This is a genomic window from Gammaproteobacteria bacterium (assembly GCA_030949385.1).
In the GTDB taxonomy this organism is placed as follows: domain Bacteria; phylum Pseudomonadota; class Gammaproteobacteria; order JAUZRS01; family JAUZRS01; genus JAUZRS01.
In genome coordinates this window covers 60,767-79,273 of the sequence record JAUZSP010000005.1, presented here as the reverse complement: position 1 = coordinate 79,273, position 18,507 = coordinate 60,767, and the positions used below count along the sequence as shown (strand labels likewise).

Genomic DNA, 18,507 nt, shown 5'->3' with positions numbered 1-18,507 from the left:
AGCTTAATCCTTTTGAGCCAACATATCCTGCGCTGCTTGCAGATCTTCTTGAAAATCCACCTCAATGCAGCGCGCAGCACCAATGTTCATCGGCTTAAAGGTGGGGTTGTCGTGGGTGAGCAACTCCATTGCCCGTTCAAAATAATCTTGATCATCCACGTCTTGTAGTTTCTGTTTAAAGGCGGCGACCTGTTCGGCTTTGATTAAATTAATCCCCAGCGCTTCACCCAAAGGCTGTTTGACCTGCTTGGATATTTCATCAATAAACCCGTTTTCATCGACGGTGTATTTGATCTCTTCCTCGGCGACGCGGGCATTGTTGACCGCGACGGTGGAGCAAGGTGCGTTTAAAATGGATTCGATAATCTGTTCATCAAACACCACATCGCCGTTGAGCCACAACACATCCCGATCCTGTGTGTTCTCCAAGCCACAGAGCAGGCTTTTGGAGGTATTGGTGGTGTCATAATTGGGGTTGTAGGCAAACAGCAGGTCAGCAGCCGCTTCCATAATCAGCTCTTTTTTAAAGCCAACGACAGCGATAATGGGCAGCTTAAACTGTTTTAAAATACGCAGTTGGCGGGCGAGAATGCTTTCGCCGGTGCCCAGCGGCGTAAGGCATTTAGGGTGAGGTCGCCCTAAGCGACTGCCCATGCCTGCTAATAAAATCACCGCGATTGGCATTGACATACCTTACTCCTGCTTGTCTGTTGCTGAGGGTGCGTGTTTGTTTATTCTTAATGTCCACAACGCTGTGTATTTATTGAAGGTGTAATGACTGTAGAGAGTGGCCATGATTAAACCACGCCGACCGTCTAAGATACCGAGGCGAAACAGGCTGATGGAGAAAAAGGCCCACAGACTGTGCAGAAAGGCGAGCAGCAGACCGGTGCGTTTTTTCTGTTTTTGGCGTTGTTGCGCCCACAACCAAGCGTATTGATTATTCTTTTCCACGGCGTGATAAAAGTCGCGGAAGGTGTGGTGCAGCAGTCGCCCTGTCAATGTGCGTACTTCGCCTTGCAACTCGATTCCCTCATGTACCTTCGCCTCTCTGAAACGTGCGCCGTCGCGGTGAAACAGGCGCAGCGGTGCGCGTCCAGTGACGCCGTAATCAAGGCGTTTACCAAAGACCACTGTTGCCATTGGAATACGGTAGCCGCTGCACTGAGGCGATGCTGCCAATAGGGTTTTGATTTCGTTGTACAGCTCTGGCGTGACTCGTTCATCGGCATCAATAGAAAGCACCCAATCAGAGCTGGCTTTATCTAATGCACGCTGTTTTTGTGCGCCATAACCTGGCCAGTCAGTGCTAAAGACCTGATTGCTGAACTGTTTGGCAATTTCGACGGTGTTGTCGCTGCTACCGCTGTCTAAAACGAGGATCTCATCGGCTAGATCTTTGACGGAATGGAGGCAATCTCCGATACGATCTGCTTCGTTTTTACAGATGACGATCACAGACAGTGAGGTTTCGGTTTTGCTCTCGTTCTTGAGTTGAGTGGCTTGATGTTGTTGGCGAAGCAGGGCAAATAGAAAAGCGAGATAAAAGGCAAAAAAGGTGGTGGGCAGCGCCCGTTGTAAAATGGATTCACTTAAGGCAAAACTGGCGTAGAGCACCATTAGCAGTGTTCCAGCCAGAGCGAGGCGGCGCAGATTAGGGGGGCTGTGTTTGAGCGTGCGGATAAAGACCGCTAAGGGGATCAAGAAGAGCAGCAGCAGTGCGCCGAAGCCCAGCAGACCGGCGTTGACCAGTGAGGAAAAATATTGACTGTGTGGGTTGTTCCAGCGGGAGGCGGAGGGGTGACGCAGACCGGCATCCACCAATGTTTGTGCCTCACTTTGATAGTGCCCCCAACCGATGCCGAGCCACGGATTTTGTTTGAAAATAGCCCAGCTGGCTTGCCACATTTCCAAGCGAGTGCCAACGGACGTGCCACGCACGGCAGCATCCATTGGGCTATCGGCGTAGTGACTGAGGTTGTAAATGGCGCTGTCCACTTTGGTTTTAACGGCTGAATTGGGGCTGTAGTAGGCGGCGACGGGCAGCAGAATGACGATGGCCAGCACCGTGAGTACGTGACGTAGATTAAGGCTTTTTCGCGCTTGCCACGCGAGGATCAGCAACAACACAGGGATGGCGAGCCAGCCGCCACGAGCGGCAGCTAAAAAGCTGGCGCTCAGCCCACCGATGGCGGCCACCACAGGCAACAGCAGCAACCAGTGACTGCGCTCGCGAAAATAGCCCCAACCGGCCAGCGCCATCATGCCCATGCTCAGAGCCAAATCGCCAAACAGAATGGGGTGAGTGATGCCGTGGGCGCGGCGCTGTGCCAGTGGGCCGCTGGCGTTGATCAGTTCGTAAATGGCCATGCCAGCGGCGACGGTGGCACCGAGCACCAGTCCGTACCAGAACAGCCCTTGGCCTACTTTGAGTTTTTTCAGTAAATAGTAGAGGGGGATGGCGAGCAGCAGATTGAGAAATTTACCGAGGGTTTTAAAGCCGTCGTAGTTCATTTCGCTTAGCAGGTAGGTAAGCAGGTTGATGCCAAAAAAGAGAGAGACGGCAAAAAAGAGCCGTTTTTCATCCAGAGTGGCCTGTCCGCGTTGCTGCCCAAAGGTCGCCCAAAGCAAGCCGAGTAAGGCCAATAAATAAAACGCGCCGCTGTGAGCACTCTTGATCACCAAAGCCGTGGCGGGGTAGAGCAACAGCAATAGAGCTACTAGGCCAAAGAGGGGTTTCATGAGCTGATTTGTGCTGGAGGAAGCGGTTGTCATTGGAATGCTTGGGCTTTTTCTGTGGATGTATGGAACGGGAGGCTATAATGCCTCCCTTTGTGCGTCAACTTTGCTGTACTATTTTGGGCAAATTTGCCCTAAGACCATGTGGAGAAGCGGATATGGATATATTTTTTAGTGTCGATGTGGAGATCACCGACCATCGTTTGAGCTATTCTGAAAATTTAGATACTAATTTGTTGCTGCCTTATGTGAAGTTAGCGGAGTATTTGGCGCAAAACGAGATCAAATCCACCTTCTATTTGAGCATCGCCCCAAAAGCGTTGGGCATCAGCTGGGATGACTATCAGCGCTGTCTGAAACAGATCATTCGCATCAATCAGAGCGTCTACAGCGACTACATTCGCCTACAGCCCCATCTGCATTGCCTGAATTTGCCGTTTGAGTACGCTAAGCAGAGTGATTTTTTCCTCGATTACGAACCCAAACAGCAAGTGGAAATGCTTAAGTTTTCTAAACACTTTATGGAAGATCTCGGTGTTGAGGTGGACAGCTTTCGCCCGGGTGGCTTTAAAAACAGCCCAACGTATTACGAATCACTGGAGGAGGCGGGGTTTACCTACAGCAGCACCATGCGTAAGGATCTGAAACCGGCGATGGATCTGGTGAATAAAAAAGTAGACAAGCAGCATGGGGTTTTCAAGGAGGGTGGCATTACCGAGTATCCCGTTACCTCGGTGTTTCTGAACTCGGTCAAAGGCAATGAAGATACGATCAACTTGTCGCCGGACTTTTTCGAGTACGAGGCGATTGAGACGTATTTGAAGCAGATGGAGTTTATGGTGATTAATTTCCACTCCTTTTCTCTTTGTCATGGCCGTCCGGTGCGTGAACTGTTTCAGTCGCGGCGCAAAGAGACGCTGAAACACTTGATTCGTGAGTTTATCTTGAAAAAGATCAGCAAACCCTTTGATGTGGAGTTGATGACCAACACGATTTACGAGCGCCAGTTTTATAACTGGACAGAAAAATTGCTGAAGCCGAATAACTGCAAGTGGATTGGGGAATAAAGTGACTGCAATGTTTGTTTTAACGCAGACTGAAAAAATATGAGGCTGTATGAACGCTGAAGTAATAGAAAACCCCGTACCTCTGGCTGGCGAAGTCAAACAGCACATTCGTGATGCCTTGACCTCGGTGGGGGAGAAATTGCCTGGTTTTCGGGCGCGTTATCCACAGCGATTGATGATTGCCGAAATCGCCAAAACCTTTGCCGGTGAGTATGAGCCAGATCGGCGCATCATTTGTGTTGAGGTGCCGACGGGTACAGGCAAAACCTTGGCCTATCTGCTCTCGGCGATTCCGGTGGCGATGGCGCAGAACAAGCAGTTGGTGATTGCCTCGGCAACGGTGGCGCTGCAAGAGCAGCTGCTGCTGCGGGACATTCCCGATGTGGCGCGTTTGAGCGGCTTGGATTTTGTTGCGGTGCTGGCCAAAGGCCGAGGGCGTTACGTCTGCACGCGGGATCTGGTGCGTTACAGCGGTGCGGATGAGGCGGAACACGGTCAGGGGACGCTGTTTGAGGGTGAAGAGGCTCTGTGGGATCGACCGCCGCAACAGCGTGAGCTGGAGAGTTTGAGTGCGATGCTCAAAGCATGGCGCAAGATGAGTTGGTTGGGGGATCGAGACAGTTGGCATCAGCCTTTGGAGGAGAGCCTCTGGCAGAAGGTGGCCAGTGATCGCCACACATGCACCGGTCGGCGTTGTGATTATTATGATGATTGCCCCTTTTATCAGGCTCGTGAGGGGCTGCGCAGCGCCGATGTGATCATTGCCAATCACGACATGGTGCTGGTGGATTTGATGATGGGCGGTGGGGTGATTTTGCCCAAACCGGAGGAGGCCTTTTATGTCTTTGATGAGGCGCACCATCTGTCCAATAAAGCCCTTTCGCATTTCAGCGCGCAGGCGCAGGTGCGCGGCAGCCGTTATTGGCTCAAAGGCGCGCCGAAAAGTGCAGATACGTTGTTTTCCCTGCTGGACAGCCCCTCTGATGATCTGATTCAGGAGCAGATTGAGGAGGACGTGCGCCAGAGCCGTGAGTTGTTAAAGAGCCTCGATTTTCTGCTGGATGAGAGCGGTTGGTTTTCTGAGGATGATGACTGTCACCGTTTTCCCCATGGCAAGCTGCCAGTGGAGTGGTTGGACTTTTCCGCTGAGTTGGCGATGTTGGCCAAGGCGCTGTTTAAAGCCTTTCAAAAGTTGCAGGAGCGATTGAATAAAGCCCAAGACGACGGTGCTGTTTCCACGGCGGAGCTGGATGCGCTGTTGCCCTCGCTGGGGGTGCTGAATCAGCGTTTGGAAAATTTCAGCCAATTGTGGATGTTGATGGCGCAAGAGGATCAAGCGGGACGTGCGCCGCTGTCTCGCTGGGTGGAGCGCATGACCCAAAGCCGCGAGAGCGATTATTTGATCGCTGCATCCCCCATTGATGTGGCGCACATTTATGAAGAGTTGTTGTGGTCGCGTTGCGCGGGGGCGTTGTTGACCTCGGCGACCTTGACGGCGACGGGCAGTTTCAGCCGTTTTCGCCAGCAAGTGGGTTTGCATGAGGGAGATGGAACACAATACGTGCGTCTGCTCTCGCCTTTTGATTACCCCAATCGAGCGCGTTTGGTGATCCCAAAAATGGCCTCAGAACCGACTCAAGCCAATGCTCATACGGAGGAGTTGATTGAACTTCTGCCCAAATTGTTGGAGAAGGATAAGGCGGCGCTGGTGTTGTTTTCGTCTCGTTGGCAGATGCAGCGGGTGGCGGACGGTTTGCCACTGGCGTGGCGCGATGCGCTGTTGATTCAGGGCAGTGGCGCTAAACAGCAGTTGTTGGAACGGCACGTTACCGCGTGTGGCAAAGGCGAGCGTTCGATTCTGTTTGGCTTGGCCAGTTTTGCTGAGGGTTTGGATCTGGCGGGGGAGCTGTGTACCCATGTGGTGATCGCCAAGCTGCCGTTCAGTGTGCCGAATTCGCCGGTTGAAGAGGCGGCTGCTGAGTGGGTCGAGAGCTGTGGTGGCAATGCCTTTATGCAAATTTCGGTACCCGATGCGGGCATTCGTCTGATGCAGGCCTGTGGTCGTTTGCTGAGAAGTGAAGATGATGAAGGCACGATTACCATTTTGGATCGGCGTTTGGTGAGCAAGCGTTATGGAGCGTTGTTGTTGGCGGGATTGCCGCCTTTTGAGCGGGTTTTTGAGTGAGTGTAGGTTGGGGTGAGGTACGAACCCCCTTGTTTTTAACTCGCTTGAGCAGAAAATAATTCAAAATCGAGGAGAGACGTTATGGGGTGGTTTAGTAGTTTGTTCAGTTCCGTTGGTGTGGATTTTATTTCATCCGTGGGTAAAGTTGTTGATGATCTGGTTACCAGCGACGAAGAGATTGCCTTGACCGAGATTCAGCAGGCGAAAATTAAAGCCGCCTACGACATCAAAATTCAGGAGTTGATGATTGAATTGGATCAGCAAGCAGCTGATCATGAAGCGAAGATGGAAAGTGAGCTGACCGAACGTTTAGAGCTTGATATGAAAAGTGACTCTTGGTTATCAAAAAACATTCGCCCGATGGCGTTGATTTTTATGACCGCAGTGGTTTCAGTGCTGGCCTTTTATACGGTCTTTAGCGGCGATCTTACCGAGACTCAATTGTCGGCATTAGAAGAGTGGGTTCCCTTTTTCCAAATCTTGATGGTGGTGATGTACGGTTTCTATTTTGGTTCGCGTGGTTTGGAGAAAATGCAGAAGATGCGGGTTGAAAAACAGGGGCGTTTATTACGCAAGTAACGGCGTGGTTTGAGCATTTAGCCAATTTTCCACAGCGGCGCAATAACGATATTCAGACAGTCGTGTGCCTCACGTAGCGCCGCTTCGACCAATTCGGGGCTGGGGGCTTTGGCAAAGATAAAACCAAGATAACTGCTGCCCTCAGGCAGTGGCACCAGTTCGTAACCGCTGTAGAGGCTGATCTCCAACGAGGTGATGTAAGGCACTTTCTCTGCGGCCATCACTCCTTCTACGCGGCGCAATAGACCCGCTTTCGGAATCGGAATCATCAACACCCCCACCGCTTCGGGCGCTTTTTTCAGCGCCAGTGGTGTCCCCATCGCTTGAGCAATCACCAACTCTTCTAAGGTGTGGCCACTGCCAAAGGTGAGCAGACGGCCACATTGACCACCGATGGTGCGTGCCGCCACTTCGAGAATCCAAACCTGATCAGCATTGACGCGCAGCTCGGCGTGAATCGGCCCATGGCGCAGCCCGTAAGCGCGACACGCATCGGCGGTGACAGCCAAGATTTTTGCTTGCAGCGTTGCGGGCAGACGGGAGGGAGTGATGTAATAACTTTCCTCAAAAAAGGGGCCGTTGAGTGGCTCCGGTTTGTCGAACAGGGTCAGCAGTTGCAGTTGACCGTGATCCAACATGCCTTCCAGTGCGACCTCTTGACCAGGTAGAAATTGCTCCAGAAGCAGTGTGTTGCGTTCCTCTGCATTTTTTTGTTCATCAAGAAGTACTTTGATGCGGCTGGCGGCGCTTTGAAACTGAGTCTCGTTATTAACCCGAATCACGCCTCGGCTGGCAGAGAGAGAGAGGGGTTTGAGTACCAAAGGATAGGCTATATGAGGTCGTTGACCGGCAGCGATTTGCTCAAAGGTAAGGGTTTGGAAGTCGGGGATGGCAACATTGGCCTGTTGCAAACAGTGTCGTGCCAGATCTTTACGATGGCTGTAACGGGCGGCGTGAGGGGGGTTTCCGGGCAAATTGAGCCGTTCAGCGATGGCTCCGGTCAGTTCACTGACGCTGTCATCGCTGCCCACTACGCCCTGAAAGCCCTGTTGACCAGCGGCGTGTTGCAGTTTTATTACAGAGCCTTTCAGGTCGTCGGCATTGATGTGCAGCCCCTCGCTGAGGGCGCTGATTAAGGAGTGTTTGCCATCGGAGGCGACCAGCACCTCGATGCCGAGTTGCTCGGCGGCTCGAAGGTAAGGGGCAATGCGGTAACTGTTGCGTGGGGTGATCAGTAAGAGGCGAGCTGCCATCTAGCCACAGCCACCACCCGAACCGCCCGCAGAACCACAGGCATTACAACCACCAGAGCCACCCACGGCTTTGAAGACGTTTTTAAAGACGAAGCTGCCGCCGCCCATAGAGCGTTCTTGGTAGTCGATTTCAACGCCGTTGAGGAATTGCAGCGCTACGGAGTCAACGTAGACGTTCAGGTCGTCTTGTTTGAGCACCGCGTCGTGGTCGTACTGCTCAGTGGCGAAGGTCATGCTGTAACCCATACCACCACAGCCGCCGCCAGAGACAAAGATACGCAGGCCGAGGACATCGTCCTCTTGTTGCACCAAGCCGAGCAGTTGCTGGTGAGCGGAAGGAGAGATGGCGATTTCATTGCTGATGGTTGAATTGAATGCGTTCATAATGGACTCACAAAGTAGATGAAACGTGGGTGTATTTTCTGGCTTAGACCTCATTTTAGCAAAAATGTGCAGCGGCTTCTGCTTGTTAGGCCTACAGTAAAATGTAGGCTTACTTTAAACGCAGTGCAGAGGTAAATCTACCTTGCTTTAGTGGGTAGAGGTAAAAGGGAGCAGAATGATGGGCAAGGTGGTGGCGTTACAGCCCAAAAAAGGGACTGACGTAGCAGAAAACGAGCAGAACAACGATCCGTTGCAGCAATTGCAACAGCGGCTGGGGCGTGTGCATTTTCAGCAGCGTTTGGGTATTGAGATTGAACACGAAGCACAGGTGTTTGGCCAAGGTCGAACCCTGTTTCACATTGAAAACTGGTACTCGATTCACGCTTTGATTCGCACCACCTTGCGTCTTGCGCTGCTGCATCGGCGCGGCAAACGTAACGCCCGTGCCATTCGGATCAAACACAATACGGTGGTGATTCCCCATCTGCCCAAGGCCTTTGAGGGTTACACCCTGTTGCAGATCAGTGATCTGCATCTGGATATGGCAGCGGATATTCCTGCCGCGCTGATTGAGGCCTTAGACCGCATTGAAGAGAGGTACGATGTGTGTGTATTGACCGGTGATTTTCGCGCTAAAACCTTTGGTCGTTACGATCACGCCATTGCGGGGATGGCGGAGGTGCGGCCTTTTATTCACGCCCCCACCTACGCCATTTTGGGCAACCACGACAGCATTAAAATGGTGCCGGAGCTGGAGGCGTTGGATATGCGTCTGCTGCTGAACGAATCGGTGACCTTGGAGCGTGAGGGTGAAGTGCTGCATCTGGCGGGGGTGGATGATCCACACTACTACCGCGCCGACAATCTGCACAAAGCCTCGGAGGGTTGGGATCATCGCCAAGCGAGTATTTTATTGGCGCACTCGCCGGAGGTCTATCGTCATGCCGCTTACGCAGATTTTGATCTGATGTTGTGTGGTCACACCCACGGTGGGCAAATTTGCTTGCCCGGTGGCATTGCGCTGATGTGCAACGCCGATGCGCCACGACGCATGTGCAACGGCGCGTGGTCGTATCAGGGGATGCAGGGTTACACCTCAGCGGGGTCGGGGGTCTCGGTGGTGGATGTGCGCCTCAATTGTCCGGCGGAGATCACCTTGCATCATCTGCGCTCTGCTTGACGGTTTTTGCGCCAAACAGAACGGTGTAAAGCGTAGGTGAGCAGCACGTTAAGCAGAGTGAAGGCGAGATAGATCAGTAACAGATGTCGGCCACTGAGATCAAGGGGTTGCTGTAAAACCAACAGAGGCAGCAGGGTCTCAAAAAATTGGTCAAAACCATAAAGTTGATGGTGCGCCGCGAGGTCAAAACGGCGTTTGACAAAGCTGGTCAGCAGATCGCCACACATGGTGGCAACACCAACAATAAACCCCAATAGAGCGCCGTAACCGAGCAGCAACGCCAGCAGTGTCGTGACCAGCAGCGAGGCCAACAGACCCCGCAGGGTTTTGGCGCTGCCAAACAGTGGGCGCTGATCAAACCAGAGCTGTCCACCGTCCACTGGGGATTCAAAACGCCGTCCGAGCAGCAGGCGGGCAACCACCGGCGCGGCGTTGGCGGCGACAATCAAGAGCAGGGCGTTGAGCAGATCCATTTACTCACTCCTTTGGGTGGTGCGCTGTACGCGCGTTTGCCTCATTCTAACCGTTTCATTCGTTTATTTGCCAAATAATAACGTGGCTGGATTGGATCAAAGAATCCCTTTGGCGTAAGCTGCGCGGCTAAAAGTCGATACTAAATTGATGCTGTTTTAAGAGGAAGAGACGTTGAAGAGTGAACGGAATTATTTTATTACCACCCCCAAAGGGCTTGAGTCGTTGTTGGCCGATGAGGTGCGAGAGCTGGGCGGCAAAGAGGTCAAGCTTGGGCAAGCGGGGGTTAACTTCAGTGCGGATCTGAAAACCGCTTATCGAGTTTGCCTCTGGTCACGGCTTGGCAACCGCGTCTTGCTGCCGCTGGCGCAGTTCAAAGCCGCATCGCCCGAAGCGCTGTACGACGGCATTCAGCAGACCGATTGGGCGGAGCACATGAGCGAGACCGGCACTTTGGCGGTGCAGTTCAACAGCAGCAATTCCGCCATTACTCACACCTTGTACGGTGCCTTGAAAGTTAAAGACGCTATCGTGGATCAGTTTCGGGATCGTTTTGATGTGCGTCCTTCGGTGGATCGAGAGCGCCCCGATATTCGTATTAACGTTTATGTGTTTCGCGACAAAGCCCGTTTGAGTTTGGACATTGCCGGAGAGAGCCTGCATCGCCGGGGCTATCGCGCCTCGGGTGCCAAAGCGCCGCTGAAAGAGAATTTGGCTGCTGGTCTGCTGCGTCAAGCGGGTTGGCCGGAGAAGTTTAATAAACACGCGGGTTTGATCGACCCCATGTGCGGTTCGGGAACTTTGCCTATTGAAGCGGCGATGATGTCGGCGGACATTGCTCCTGGTCTGTTGCGCAGCTACTTTGGTTTTAAGGGCTGGTTGCAGCACGATGAGGCTCTTTGGCAAGAACTGCGCGAGGAAGCCTTGCAGCGCCGCGAAGCCGGAATTAAACATATTCCACCCATTTACGGTTTTGATCGAGACGGTCGCACCCTTGCCAGTGCTCGTGAGAACGTGCAGCGCATCGGCTTGCAAGATCAGATTGTGTTTGAGCGCCGCGAATTGGATCAATCGCGTCCATTGCCGGACGTAGAACCGGGTTTGCTGATCATTAACCCGCCCTACGGTGAGCGTCTGGGCAGCGAAGAGGGGGTGGCGAAACTCTACGGTCAGTTGGGTAAGGTGCTGAAAACGGTCTTTCCGGCATGGCAAGTGAGTTTCTTCACCGGCAGTCCCGAGCTGCTGTATCGCTTGCGCCGCCCCGTTGAGAGCAGTGGCGATTTTTACAACGGCGCGCTGCCGTGTAAGTTGGTGCAGTACGCGCCTTTGATGGTTGAGCCGGTGGCTCAGGCTGTTGAAGAGCAAGCTGCCGTACCGATGGCCGTCACCGAGGGCAACTTGAGCTCGGGAGCGCAGATGTTGCTCAATCGGCTGCGTAAAAATGTGAAAAACCTCAAACGCTGGGCGAAGAAAAACAGCGTCAGTTGTTATCGTCTTTACGATGCCGATCTGCCGGAATACGCCTTGGCGATTGATCTTTATCAGAGCAAGCAGCTTTGGGTGCATTGCCAAGAGTACGCGCCGCCGAAAAGCGTTGATGCGCAAAAAGCGCAGCAGCGCCGTGATGAGGCGTTGTCGGTGTTGCAGTTGTTGTTTGAACTGCCGCCGCAGCAGTTGATCTTTAAAACCCGTCAGCGGCAAAAGGGCTTGGCGCAGTACGAAAAGCAGAACAACCGCGAGCAGTTTATCGAGGTTGCTGAGGGGGCGTGTCGTTTTTGGGTTAACTTCCATGACTATCTGGATACGGGTTTGTTTCTGGATCACCGCCTGACCCGTGAAATGGTGCAGGGGTTGGCTAGGGGGAAAACCGTTTTGAACCTGTTTTCTTACACCGGCAGTGTGACGGTACACGCGGCGGTGGGCGGTGCGGTTGAGACCACCACGGTGGATATGTCCAATACCTATCTGGAGTGGGCGCAGCGTAATTTGGAGTTAAACGGATTTACCGAGGAGGATGGGCATAAATGTGTGCAAGCGGACTGTGTGCAGTGGTTGATTAACCAAACTCGCGCCGCAGCGGTGCAGCAGTACGATTTGATCTTTTTGGATCCACCGACCTTTTCTAATTCAAAACGCATGGAGCAGACGTTTGATGTGCAACGGGATCATGTGGCGCTGATCGGGCGAGCGGCGCAGTTGTTAAAACCCAACGGTACGTTGATTTTTTCCACCAACTACCGCAAGTTTAAGCTGGAGTGTGGTGTGTTGGATAATTTGCATTTTGAGGAGATCAGTCGAGCGACGATTCCGAAAGATTTCAGCCGTAATGAGCGCATTCATTACTGTTGGAAAATTCAGCGTAACAGCTTAGAGGTGTAACGCAGGCACAAAAAAACCGGTCAAGATATTCACTATCCTGACCGGTTTTTGTGTGTTGGCTTATGAGCCTATGTTTAATTTTTTCAGAATCATGGCCAGTGGGCAGAAACCGGTGAAGGCTGATTGCAGCAAGTTGAAACCGACAAAGGCGGTCAGGAACAACCAGTTAACGTCGTGGTAGTGAGACAGGGCTGAGCTGGCCAAAACAACGGTACCGGCAACGGCTAAAACAATGCGATCAATGGTCATAATAATCTTCTCCAAGAGACTTAGGGTTTATAAGAATTTGCTTATATTAGACTTTTTCAGCACTGAAAAGCAAGCTTATTGCGCTTAAGGGGCGGATTAGGCTGTTTTCAGGCCTGAAACCGTGCTTGGTTGCCGGACTAAGGTGACTCACATGCTTATTGGCAGACGTAGTTTTTTAAATTCTTCTTCAATGTCGGTGGTTGTGAGTTGCTCAAAGCGCTGTTTATCAAATGTGATAAAGGCACCGCTCATTTCAGCCCAAGCAAACCCAGCCGTCCAATTTTGATGTTGGTAGCTGCCTTGCAGGCGGCGCGGCAGCAGGTAAAAGCCATTGGCTAAGCAGACAAAGTTATAGCTCTGTTGTTGTTGGTGCAGATTCTGAAGGGACTGCCACGCCTCTGCGGGATCATCAAAACGAAAGCAGTGGCTTGGATAAGGGGTGGCACCGCCGTTGTGTTGCCACTTGCGGCTTGTTAGGGGCAGCTCTTGTTTAGCAATAAACATCTGAAAATGCAGATGATTGACCGATGAATAAGCGCCGTAAGCGTTGTAAGAAAAACCGACCCCAGACAAGGTCTGCTCCAGTTGTTGGGTCAGTTGCCAGAGATAATCAAACTCTGATTTTTGCAGATATTGCGGGTGATGCTGCTCGGTCTCGATGACCAACAGGCTGTGCAGATTGGCAAAGGGAAATTTGTTGTAAAACAGGTCTACCCTGCGCCCGAGCAGTTCGCCTGACCAAAAAATCTCTTTTTTCAGAAAGGCTTTATCAAAGTGAAAGCCCTGATCGTTAAACGGACGCTGGAGTGAATCAATAACGCTGTTGCTCAGACGTTGTGGGCGCAGAGCACGCAGCGGATTAAATTGCAGTTGCCAATCATCAAGTTGTTTAAATTGAACTGCTTCGATGTTTTCCAACCCCATTTCAACCAGTTGTGAAAAGACCACCAGATCGTCTGCTGCGGCACTGCTGTGATCGGCCTGTTTCAGCTGTTGGTAGCGTTGTTGCAGCGGTTTTTGTAGTCGGTTTTGCAGGCGTTGATCAAAGTGTGCGTTGGCCAGTACCAGAATAAAACTGCCCAATTCGGGGTAATCGAGCAGTTTTAATAGGCCGTCGCTAAAGGAGTGACGAAAGTTGTCTGGGCTGGTGAGGGCGGTGGGCAGCATGAAAACGGACTCTGGGCGGTGGTTAAAGGCGCTGATTTTAACCACTTTGGAGTCGCTTATCCGCTGGTTTTTGCTCTCAGGGCAGGTGAATGCCAAACTGACCGCCGTTGTCGATGCCTTGATTGCTGATGCTGATGTGGCCTTGGCGGTCGTTTAAGCGGTGCAGTTTGGCAATTTTAGTGGTGAAATAGATGCCAAGGCCGGTGTTGTGAGAGCTAAAACCGCTCTCTTTTTGCGTTGGTTTGTTGGGATTAACCAGAATCTCTGTGGGGTAACCGGAGCCGTTGTCTTTGATGTAGAGGGAGAGGGTGCTGGTGTCTCGTTCTGCGTGCAGGACAATTTTATCTTTGCTGTAGCGGTAGGCGTTATTGAGTAAAGTGGAGAGCGAACCCATGATTAAATTACGGTCAAAATACCAGAGTAGGTCGTCGTCACACTGAATCTCGATGGTGATGTTTTTGCTCTGCATCAGCTGCTGATATTCGGCGGCCAGTTCTTCAAAACAGTCGCGCACCGAGTGTTGTTGGATGTCCAATAGATACTGTTTTTGGTTGAGCTTGTAGAGGGTGAGTGATTTAACCACGTTGTTGTCGATGCGTTTGATCTCGTATTCGAGGTGTTTCAGTTGGCTCTGAGTGTCGGGGTTAATCTCTTGATTGTTGTTGCTCAGAGAGGTGATCTGATTGAGCAGAATACCGAGTGAGTGTTTGATGTCGTGGGTTGAGGTGGCCAACACTTGAGAGACATCAATATTGATCTCTGGAAAATCCATTGTTTGTTGTCCTTTTGAGGTTAGAGGTTGTTGAGGGCGTTTTGTAAAATGGGCAATTGCGGTTCATTGGGAGCGATGGTGTTGAGTCGTGCCAGCAGTTGCTGGGTTTTTTTCATTACATCTCGGCTAACTAAGTTGTTCTTCATGCCAAGAATCATGATTCTGACGGTATTGATGGTGATGGAACGATTAAAAGGGATCTGCTCCGAAAGGCTTAAAAAGTAGGTTTGCGCTTGTAGCAGTTTGCCGGATTCAAACAAGGCAACGCCTTCGTCATTACGCTGAGAAATGTGTTGCGAGTGTTCTAAAATAATCGGTTTTGAGGGGTGTTCCGAGAGGCTCTCTAGTAGCTCATTGATTGTTTCTAACACCTGCCGGTTGTCGTGATTGTTTTCAATCACTTTTTTCAGGGTTTCTAAACCGTATTTTTTTTCTTTTAAGTGATAGCAGAGTGTGGCGATGCCAAGTAGGGTTTGTTGCTCAAAATAGGTGTCGGTTTTTTTAATCATGCGTAGCATGTTATTTAGCAGCCGTTTTGCATCTAAAACATGTTTCTCTTGCCGTTGCAGTTCCGCTTCCAGTAGCAGGGTGTTTAATAGTTGTTTGGCATCGGTTTTGAAAATTTTTCGCGCTTCTTTGAGTAACAGCATGGCTTTGTTTTGTTGTTTTCTGCCAAAGTAGATTTCGGCGAGTTGGGTGTACTCTTGTGAGCTTCTGAAAAAAGAGTGTTTGCCGTGACGAACACATGCTTTTAAAGCTGAAATAGTACCGGCTTCATCCTGATTTTCCTGACATATTTTCGCCAGTTTCTTTTGTCGTTGAATGTTTTTCGGTGCCAACGCGGTGACTTTTTCCAGTGTTTGCTGGGCTTCAAGGGTTTGATCTAAGGCTATTTGACAGTTGGCGAGCCATTCGATTGCTTCTACATAAAAACGGTTTTCTTTAATTAAGCCAGTAAAGAGATCGTAGGCTTGTTGGTATTTTTGTTGTTGGTAATGAATTTTAGCCAAACCAAAACGCGCCCAGCTGAGGGGGCGTTCTGCCAGCGCGAGTTGATAGAGTTCACTGGCTTTTTCCAGATCTCCCAGTTTAAGATGGATTTCCGCTTCCAGTTTATGCAGTTCTTCGTTTTTAAACGGTTCTTGTTCGATCTGTTGAGTGCAGAGTTCTAAGGCATGTGGATAATTTTTGGTTTGGATCTGTTGCTGAATGTCAGCGGTTTTGGCTTTTTTTAGTGCCAGTTTTTCAGCCGGTGCAGCAAGACCTCTTTGGTGACCGGTTTGGCCATATAATCATCCGGTCGCTGCTCAAGGGCAGACATCACCAAGGGCAGGCTGGTTTCGGCGGTGATAATGATAAACAGGCTTTGTGCTTTGAGCAGCTGGCGTTCTCGTGCTTCTTCCAGTAGCTGTTGACCATCAAGATCGTCACCTAGGTGGTAATCACAGAGAATGACATCGTAATTGCGTTCTTCCATTGCCTCCAGAGCTTGTGCGCCGTTGGCAACCATATCAATGGGATGTTGGAAGGATTTGCGCAACATCTCTTTGAGCGAGGTGCGCATAAAAGCAAAGTCGTCGATGATCAGGCAGTGCATTTTTTGTAATGGATCGGACATAAGGTCTGTTTCTCGCTCTAGACAGTGTTGTTGAATTAGCAAGATTGGGGCAAGGTATTTAAAATACGGTTCTGTTTTTGCACCAGAGCGATGGTTGATCTGTTTTGGTAAGGGGCGTAGTCTGCTGCAAATCGCCTTTAAGTCTATTTTTCCTGTTTTGGTACATTACGTTAGCAATGGCATATAAATATAATTCTTCTATTGAGCAGAAAAAACTCCCCATTACGCGTTCTGTGAGTTTGTTGATGGCGGTGTTGCTGCTGTTGAGTGGTTTGTTGTTGAGCGCACTGGTCTACCAACAGCACCAAATCTTTCTAGCGCATCAGCAGGAGATGTCTCACCGAGCGTTGCAGAACAGCAGTGAACAGATTGATCTCTATTTGCAGCGGGAACGGCAGTTGGCAGCTCTGTTTGCCGAGGCGTGGCAAGACGATCTGCACCGCTGGGCTAAAGTGTCGGGCAATCAGGCGAAAAAAGCGCCTTTTTGGCCTGATTTGCAGCGCATTATGCCAGGGGTGAAAAACTTTACGTTGGCCGATAGACAGGGGCAGTTGAGTTTGTCTGATCCAGAAGGTGTGGTCGGTGCTTCGTGCCAGCGAGACATTCGTTATTACGCCCGTTATCAGATGCCCAATGAAATTTTTGTGCATCACAATCAGCAGGGCGATCATGTGGATGTGGTGACTCGTTTGCCACCACTGGCGGATTCCATAACACGTTATTTTTTTGTCAGTCTGAATTTGAGTGCATTAACGGATATTCTCAGGCGCAGTCAGCCGTTGCACCATCAGTTGCTGTTGCAGCGGCGTGATAATGGCACATTAGAGCTGAATGCTGAGGGCCTTACCGATACAGTGAACTCGAATTTTTCCACCTTCTCATCTATGCCACTGGCGGTGGCAGGCACTCGTTGGCAGTTGTTGGATCGGGTGGATGATGATTTTATTGCGCAGAATATTTGGCGTGGGGCTTGGTTGGTGCTGAGTTCTTTGCTGTTGCTGATCGTGCCGGTGTTGGGTCTATTGTGGTTGGTGGCTCGGGAGGAGCGGCGGCGTTTGGGGGTGGAGCAGAGTTTGGCTGACAGTCACCGCCGTCTTGAGCAGCGAGTGAGAGCGCGCACCGCTGAGTTGAGTTTTATGACCGCTCACGACCCGTTGACTCAGCTGTTGAATCGTCGGGAGTTGGAGTGGCGTTTAGAGCAGACTTTGCGCGAGGTTTACGCTAAAAAAAGTGAATGTGTACTTTGTGTTGTGGGGGTGGATCGTTTTAAGGTGGTCAATGAGACAGCCGGTCACTCGGCAGGCGACCAACTGCTCAAATTTTTAGCGCAGCATTTGTCGCAGGAGCAGCATGATGGGGATACCTTGGCGCGTTTGGGTGGGGATGAGTTTGCTCTTATTTTTCAGAATTGTTCGGCTTCGTTGGCAGTGAAGCAAGCCGCACAGCTGTGTCAAGGCATTCGGGAGCTGCCTTTTGCTTATCAAGGTCACATCTTTGATATCAGTGTCAGCGCGGGATTGGTGCTGATTAACGCCTATTCAAATGACAAAACCTCTTTGCTTTCACAGGCAGACAGAGCTTGTTATATCGCCAAGCAACAGGGACGCAATCAAGTTTACTTTTTTGACCCTGCTGAAGATAAACATCGCGGCAGAAGTACCTTGATGCGTCGCAGCCAAGATCTGGCTACGGCACTGACAACCGGAAATTTGGAGCTGTATTGTCAGCCGCTGCTCTCTTTGCAAGAAGGGGGTGGGCCGCCACGTTATGAAGCGTTGATTCGAATGCACGCTGAGGACGGTTCGTTGATTTTGCCCGATGAATTTATTCCCGCAGCAGAGCGTTTTGGGCGCATGTCGGAATTGGATTTTTGGGTTACAGAGAACGCGTTACAGGCCATGCAAGAGGGCAAAATACCGTTCTGTTTGGGGGTTAATTTATCCGCTCAGACCCTTGCCAATCCGGTCAATGTAACCTTGTTTGGGGATTTGCTGAAGCGGTACGGGGGTGTGCTCAACGCCTCTGTTTTGAGATCACAGAAAGTGCGGCGATGAGCGATTTTTCTCAAGCGATTCGGTTTATTGAGGCGATGCGTCAACAGGGCTGCCGTTTTGCGCTGGATGATTACGGCTCTGGTGCGTGTTCGTTTTCTTATTTGCGTAATTTGCCGGTGGACATCCTGAAGCTGGACGGTGAGCTGGTGTTGGCGATGCAAGATGATGAGGTGGCGGTGGCGATGGTGCGTTCGATTGTGACGATGGCCAAGTCGATGCAGATGGTGTGTGTGGCCGAATACGTCAAGGATGCCACTCTGTTGGAGCAGGTGCGAGCCTTAGACATTGAGTACGCTCAAGGGGAGCATGTTGGTGTGGTGATGCCTCTGTCTCAGGCTTTGGCGTTGCTAGAGGATTAAAACGCTAAATCGAGTATACTGAAGATCCCTTGATCAAGCTTAACCTTCTGA

Annotated in this window: 17 protein-coding genes; 7 read left to right on the top strand and 10 right to left on the bottom strand. The window is 51.1% G+C overall.

Going from position 1 to position 18,507, the window contains the following annotated elements:
- Positions 1–3: 3 nt before the first annotated feature.
- Together Q9O24_07215 and Q9O24_07210 are read right to left on the bottom strand one after the other, a co-directional pair.
- Positions 4–690, bottom strand: coding sequence for a phosphocholine cytidylyltransferase family protein (locus Q9O24_07215; protein MDQ7074935.1), 687 nt, complete (start codon positions 688–690; stop codon positions 4–6).
- 3 nt (positions 691–693) lie between these two features.
- Positions 694–2,742, bottom strand: coding sequence for an O-antigen ligase family protein (locus Q9O24_07210; protein ID MDQ7074934.1), 2,049 nt, complete (start codon positions 2,740–2,742; stop codon positions 694–696).
- A 155-nt stretch (positions 2,743–2,897) separates the two neighbouring features.
- Between Q9O24_07210 and Q9O24_07205 the strand changes: the two genes are divergently transcribed.
- From Q9O24_07205 to Q9O24_07195, 3 genes are all read left to right on the top strand, one after another.
- Positions 2,898–3,806 (top strand): hypothetical protein, encoded by a 909-nt coding sequence (locus Q9O24_07205; GenBank protein ID MDQ7074933.1) that lies wholly within the window; start codon positions 2,898–2,900, stop codon positions 3,804–3,806.
- 49 nt (positions 3,807–3,855) lie between these two features.
- A complete protein-coding gene (gene dinG, locus Q9O24_07200) occupies positions 3,856–5,991 on the top strand; it encodes an ATP-dependent DNA helicase DinG (protein ID MDQ7074932.1) in 2,136 nt (711 codons plus the stop codon).
- An 81-nt stretch (positions 5,992–6,072) separates the two neighbouring features.
- Entirely contained in the window at positions 6,073–6,570 is a 498-nt protein-coding gene (locus Q9O24_07195) for a 3TM-type holin (GenBank protein ID MDQ7074931.1), read from the top strand.
- 17 nt (positions 6,571–6,587) lie between these two features.
- On the opposite strand, the gene Q9O24_07190 is transcribed toward Q9O24_07195, so the two are convergent.
- Positions 6,588–7,823, bottom strand: coding sequence for an ATP-grasp domain-containing protein (locus Q9O24_07190; GenBank protein ID MDQ7074930.1), 1,236 nt, complete (start codon positions 7,821–7,823; stop codon positions 6,588–6,590).
- Entirely contained in the window at positions 7,824–8,207 is a 384-nt protein-coding gene (locus Q9O24_07185) for an iron-sulfur cluster assembly accessory protein (protein MDQ7074929.1), read from the bottom strand. It abuts the gene before it with no gap.
- A gap of 178 nt (positions 8,208–8,385) precedes the next feature.
- Here Q9O24_07185 and Q9O24_07180 point away from each other — a divergent pair, with 178 nt between their 5' ends.
- The gene (locus tag Q9O24_07180; protein MDQ7074928.1) at positions 8,386–9,387 is read left to right on the top strand and encodes a metallophosphoesterase; all 1,002 of its coding nucleotides are present in this window, start codon (positions 8,386–8,388) and stop codon (positions 9,385–9,387) included.
- Here the strand turns inward: Q9O24_07180 and Q9O24_07175 are convergent.
- Positions 9,369–9,860: a CDP-archaeol synthase gene (locus Q9O24_07175; protein MDQ7074927.1), complete on the bottom strand. Its 492-nt coding sequence runs from the start codon at positions 9,858–9,860 to the stop codon at positions 9,369–9,371. The genes Q9O24_07180 and Q9O24_07175 overlap by 19 nt on opposite strands.
- Positions 9,861–10,032: 172 nt before the next feature.
- Between Q9O24_07175 and rlmKL the strand changes: the two genes are divergently transcribed.
- The gene (gene rlmKL / locus Q9O24_07170; GenBank protein MDQ7074926.1) at positions 10,033–12,237 is read left to right on the top strand and encodes a bifunctional 23S rRNA (guanine(2069)-N(7))-methyltransferase RlmK/23S rRNA (guanine(2445)-N(2))-methyltransferase RlmL; all 2,205 of its coding nucleotides are present in this window, start codon (positions 10,033–10,035) and stop codon (positions 12,235–12,237) included.
- 60 nt (positions 12,238–12,297) lie between these two features.
- Here rlmKL and Q9O24_07165 read toward each other — a convergent pair whose 3' ends face one another.
- From Q9O24_07165 to Q9O24_07145, 5 genes are all read right to left on the bottom strand, one after another.
- Positions 12,298–12,486 carry a DUF2892 domain-containing protein gene (locus Q9O24_07165; protein MDQ7074925.1) on the bottom strand — a complete coding sequence of 63 codons (189 nt, stop codon included), beginning with the start codon at positions 12,484–12,486 and terminating at the stop codon, positions 12,298–12,300.
- 147 nt (positions 12,487–12,633) lie between these two features.
- Positions 12,634–13,698, bottom strand: a complete 1,065-nt coding sequence (locus Q9O24_07160; protein ID MDQ7074924.1) for a hypothetical protein — start codon at positions 13,696–13,698, stop codon at positions 12,634–12,636.
- Between the two features lie 31 nt (positions 13,699–13,729).
- Complete coding sequence (locus Q9O24_07155) at positions 13,730–14,425, bottom strand: HAMP domain-containing sensor histidine kinase (GenBank protein ID MDQ7074923.1); 696 nt, start codon at positions 14,423–14,425, stop codon at positions 13,730–13,732.
- Between the two features lie 20 nt (positions 14,426–14,445).
- Positions 14,446–15,435, bottom strand: coding sequence for a tetratricopeptide repeat protein (locus Q9O24_07150; GenBank protein ID MDQ7074922.1), 990 nt, complete (start codon positions 15,433–15,435; stop codon positions 14,446–14,448).
- Positions 15,436–15,656: 221 nt separating this feature from the next.
- Positions 15,657–16,043 carry a response regulator gene (locus Q9O24_07145; protein ID MDQ7074921.1) on the bottom strand — a complete coding sequence of 129 codons (387 nt, stop codon included), beginning with the start codon at positions 16,041–16,043 and terminating at the stop codon, positions 15,657–15,659.
- A 176-nt stretch (positions 16,044–16,219) separates the two neighbouring features.
- Between Q9O24_07145 and Q9O24_07140 the strand changes: the two genes are divergently transcribed.
- Together Q9O24_07140 and Q9O24_07135 are read left to right on the top strand one after the other, a co-directional pair.
- Positions 16,220–18,097, top strand: coding sequence for a diguanylate cyclase (locus tag Q9O24_07140; protein ID MDQ7074920.1), 1,878 nt, complete (start codon positions 16,220–16,222; stop codon positions 18,095–18,097).
- Complete coding sequence (locus Q9O24_07135) at positions 18,094–18,456, top strand: EAL domain-containing protein (GenBank protein MDQ7074919.1); 363 nt, start codon at positions 18,094–18,096, stop codon at positions 18,454–18,456. Before Q9O24_07140 ends, Q9O24_07135 begins: the two co-directional genes overlap by 4 nt.
- Positions 18,457–18,507 lie beyond the last annotated feature (51 nt).

What these genes read in the sequence shown, in the direction of transcription:
- Q9O24_07215 (MDQ7074935.1), bottom strand. Translation starts at nt 690, where the DNA reads ATGTCAATGCCAATCGCGGTGATTTTATTAGCAGGCATGGGCAGTCGC.
- Q9O24_07210 (MDQ7074934.1), bottom strand. Translation starts at nt 2,742, where the DNA reads ATGAAACCCCTCTTTGGCCTAGTAGCTCTATTGCTGTTGCTCTACCCC.
- Q9O24_07205 (MDQ7074933.1), top strand. Translation starts at nt 2,898, where the DNA reads ATGGATATATTTTTTAGTGTCGATGTGGAGATCACCGACCATCGTTTG.
- dinG (MDQ7074932.1), top strand. Translation starts at nt 3,856, where the DNA reads ATGAACGCTGAAGTAATAGAAAACCCCGTACCTCTGGCTGGCGAAGTC.
- Q9O24_07195 (MDQ7074931.1), top strand. Translation starts at nt 6,073, where the DNA reads ATGGGGTGGTTTAGTAGTTTGTTCAGTTCCGTTGGTGTGGATTTTATT.
- Q9O24_07190 (MDQ7074930.1), bottom strand. Translation starts at nt 7,823, where the DNA reads ATGGCAGCTCGCCTCTTACTGATCACCCCACGCAACAGTTACCGCATT.
- Q9O24_07185 (MDQ7074929.1), bottom strand. Translation starts at nt 8,207, where the DNA reads ATGAACGCATTCAATTCAACCATCAGCAATGAAATCGCCATCTCTCCT.
- Q9O24_07180 (MDQ7074928.1), top strand. Translation starts at nt 8,386, where the DNA reads ATGGGCAAGGTGGTGGCGTTACAGCCCAAAAAAGGGACTGACGTAGCA.
- Q9O24_07175 (MDQ7074927.1), bottom strand. Translation starts at nt 9,860, where the DNA reads ATGGATCTGCTCAACGCCCTGCTCTTGATTGTCGCCGCCAACGCCGCG.
- Q9O24_07165 (MDQ7074925.1), bottom strand. Translation starts at nt 12,486, where the DNA reads ATGACCATTGATCGCATTGTTTTAGCCGTTGCCGGTACCGTTGTTTTG.
- Q9O24_07155 (MDQ7074923.1), bottom strand. Translation starts at nt 14,425, where the DNA reads ATGGATTTTCCAGAGATCAATATTGATGTCTCTCAAGTGTTGGCCACC.
- Q9O24_07145 (MDQ7074921.1), bottom strand. Translation starts at nt 16,043, where the DNA reads ATGTCCGATCCATTACAAAAAATGCACTGCCTGATCATCGACGACTTT.
- Q9O24_07140 (MDQ7074920.1), top strand. Translation starts at nt 16,220, where the DNA reads ATGGCATATAAATATAATTCTTCTATTGAGCAGAAAAAACTCCCCATT.
- Q9O24_07135 (MDQ7074919.1), top strand. Translation starts at nt 18,094, where the DNA reads ATGAGCGATTTTTCTCAAGCGATTCGGTTTATTGAGGCGATGCGTCAA.